The organism is Streptomyces sp. NPDC014991, assembly GCF_043080665.1.
In the GTDB taxonomy this organism is placed as follows: domain Bacteria; phylum Actinomycetota; class Actinomycetes; order Streptomycetales; family Streptomycetaceae; genus Streptomyces.
The window spans coordinates 1-3,148 of the sequence record NZ_JBIBVY010000058.1; the positions used below are offsets into that span (position 1 = coordinate 1).

Sequence of the window (3,148 nt, forward strand, 5' to 3'; positions counted from 1 at the left end):
GGTGAACCCCAGCTCGCCGTACGTGGTACGGCGATGTACGTGCCCCGGCTCGCCCGCGCGGTCCCGGCGCCCGCCACGGAGCCGGTGCTCGACCCAGAGGGCACGGTCCTGATCACCGGTGGCACCGGGGCGCTGGGCGCCGAGGTCGCCCGGCATCTCGTCGGGCGTCACGGCGTACGCCACCTCGTGCTGGCCGGACGGCGCGGTGCCGACGCCGAAGGAGCGACCGCGCTCGTCGCCGAACTCGAACAGCTGGGCGCCGCCGTTTCGGTGACCGCGTGCGATGTCACCGACCGGGAAGCGGTCGCCGAGCTCCTGACCGCCGTACCGGACGCGCATCCGCTGACCGCGGTCGTCCACGCGGCACGCGTCTTCGACGCGGGAGTGATCGGAGAGGTGGACCAGGACCGCATGGCCCGGGTCCTCGCCCCGAAGGTGACCGGCGTGCGGCACCTGGACGAGCTGACCCGCGAACTGGCGCCGAGCCTGTCCGCGTTCGTCCTGGTGTCCTCCGCCTCCTCGGTCTTCCTCGGCGCCGGCACCGGTGGCTACGCGGCGGCCAACGCCTACCTCGACGCGGTGGCCCACCGGCGCCGGGCGGCCGGTCTGCCGGCTGTCTCGCTGGCCTGGGGACCGTGGGCGCGGACGGGCGGCCAGGACGCCGCGACCGGCGACGCCGCCCGGGCCCGGACCGGCCGTCGGGGAGGCGTCGTACCCCTCACCCCTCCGGAGGGCATGGAACTGCTCGACGCGGCACTCCGGACCGGTGAGGCGTTGGTGCTGCCGGTGCGGCTGGACCTGCGGGCGGTGCGCGCCGACGCCGCGCTCGGCGGCGGAGTCCCGCCCCTGCTGAGGGGGTTGGTGCCAACCGGTCGCAGGACCGCGCGGGCCGGTGCCGGTGACTCCGGCGGACTCGCGCGCCGACTGGCCGCGTTGGCCCCGGCCGAACAGGAGACCCTGCTGCTGGGACTGGTGCAGGGCCAGGTGGCGACCGTCCTCGGGCACACGGCACCGGACCAGGTGCGGGCCGGAACTGCGTTCAAGGACGCCGGGTTCGACTCCCTCACCTCCGTCGAGCTGCGCAACCGGCTGCGCGAGGCCACCGGCCTCAACCTGCCCGCCACCGCCGTCTTCGACTACCCGACCCCGCTCGCCCTCGCCCGCTATCTGCACGACCGGCTGGCTCCGGACGCCGATGCCGCGCCGGCCACGCACCCGCTGCTCGCCGAACTCAGCAGGCTGGAGTCGTTGCTGGCCGACACGGCTTCCGACGACGCCACCCGCGCCCAGGTCGCAACCCGGCTCCGGGGCCTGCTGACCACCTGGTCCACGGCGAACGGCACGGAGCAGGAAGCCGAGGAGGACCTCGACTTCACGTCCGCGTCCGACGACGAACTCTTCGAACTCATCGACACGGAGTTCGGCCATTAGCCGGCGGCCGGCCGCCCGGCACCGCCCGCACCCCACGTCCACGCCCGCCCCGCCGTCCACCTGACGCCGTAGCCCCACTAGGAGCTGACCCGCAATGGCGGATGAAAGCAAGCTTCGCGACTACCTCAAGCGCGTTCTCGCCGACGCGCGCCGCTCCCAGCAACGCGTCCGTGAACTTGAGGCCGAGAAGGCGGAGCCGATCGCGATCGTGGGCATGGCATGCCGGCTGCCCGGCGGCGTGAGCGGTCCCGACGACCTGTGGCGACTCGTCCGCGAACGCGGGGACGGCGTCTCGGGCTTCCCCACCGACCGGGGCTGGGACCTGGAGGAGCTGTTCGACTCCGACCCCGACAAGACGGGCAAGTCCTACGTCAGCGAGGGCGGCTTCCTGCACGAGGCGGCCCTCTTCGACGCGGGCCTCTTCGGGATCTCCCCGCGTGAGGCGGTGGCGATGGACCCGCAGCAGCGGCTGCTGCTGGAGATGTCGTGGGAGGCGTTGGAACGGGCGGGACTGAACGCGTCCGCCCTCAAGGGCTCCGACGTCGGTGTCTTCGTGGGTGTCATCAACGAGGGGTACGCGACCGGCGGCCCGGTCCCTCCGGAGCTGGAGGGCTTCACCGGTACCGGCACCACAGGGAGCGTGGCCTCGGGCCGCATCTCGTACGTCCTCGGTCTCGAAGGCCCCGCGGTGACCGTGGACACCGCCTGCTCCTCCTCCCTGGTCGCCATGCATCTGGCCGCCCAGGCCCTGCGCCGCGGGGAGTGCACCATGGCCCTGGCCGGCGGCGCGACCGTCATGGCCGGCCCGGGCATGTTCATGCAGTTCTCCCGGCAGCGGGCGCTTGCCGCCGACGGCCGCTGCAAGTCGTACGCCGACGCGGCCGACGGCACCGGCTGGGCCGAGGGCGCCGGTGTCGTCGTCCTGGAGCGCCTGTCCGACGCCCGTCGCAACGGCCACCGGGTCCTGGCCGTCGTCCGCGCGTCCGCCGTGAACCAGGACGGCGCGTCCAACGGCCTGACCGCCCCGAACGGCCCCTCGCAACAACGCGTCATCCGCAAGGCGCTGGCCGAGGCGGGTCTGACCTCCGCCGACGTCGACGTGATCGAGGGCCACGGCACGGGCACCGTCCTGGGCGACCCGATCGAGGCGCAGGCTCTGCTCGCCACCTACGGTCAGGACCGCGAACGACCGCTCTGGCTCGGCTCGTTGAAGTCCAACATCGGGCACACGCAGGCCGCCGCCGGAGTCGCCGGGGTCATCAAGATGGTGCAGGCGCTGCGGCACGGGGTCCTGCCGGCCACGCTGCACGTCGACACCCCCTCCTCCCAGGTCGACTGGTCGGCCGGGGCCATCGAGCTGCTGACCGAGGAACGCGACTGGCCCCGGACCGGCCGCCCCCGCCGGGCCGGCGTCTCCTCCTTCGGCGTCAGCGGAACCAACGCCCACCTGATCCTGGAGGAAGCCCCGGAGGAACCGGCCGGAGAGCCGACGGTACCGGCCGACCGAGTGGTGCCGTCCGCGGTTCCGCTGGTGGTTTCCGCGGCCACCGAGGGCGCTGTGGCAGGCCAGGCCGGGCGCCTGGCGGCGCTCGTCGCCGACACGGACACGCCCCTCACCGAGATCGCGGGCGCGCTCGCCTCCCGGCGGGCGCTGCTGTCCGAGCGGGCCGTGGTCGTCGCCGGTTCCCGTGACGAGGCGGTGACCGGGCTGGGCGCG

The 3,148-nt window shown here is 74.0% G+C and carries 1 protein-coding gene and 1 pseudogene; both read left to right on the forward strand.

All coding sequences use genetic code 11. From position 1 onward, the window contains the following. On the forward strand, positions 1-1,431 hold a 1,431-nt coding region (locus tag ACF1BE_RS35020), incomplete at its 5' end, for an SDR family NAD(P)-dependent oxidoreductase (protein ID WP_392203028.1). Positions 1,432-1,525: 94 nt separating this feature from the next. Beyond that, positions 1,526-3,148: pseudogene (locus ACF1BE_RS35025) on the forward strand (type I polyketide synthase); the annotation flags it as partial.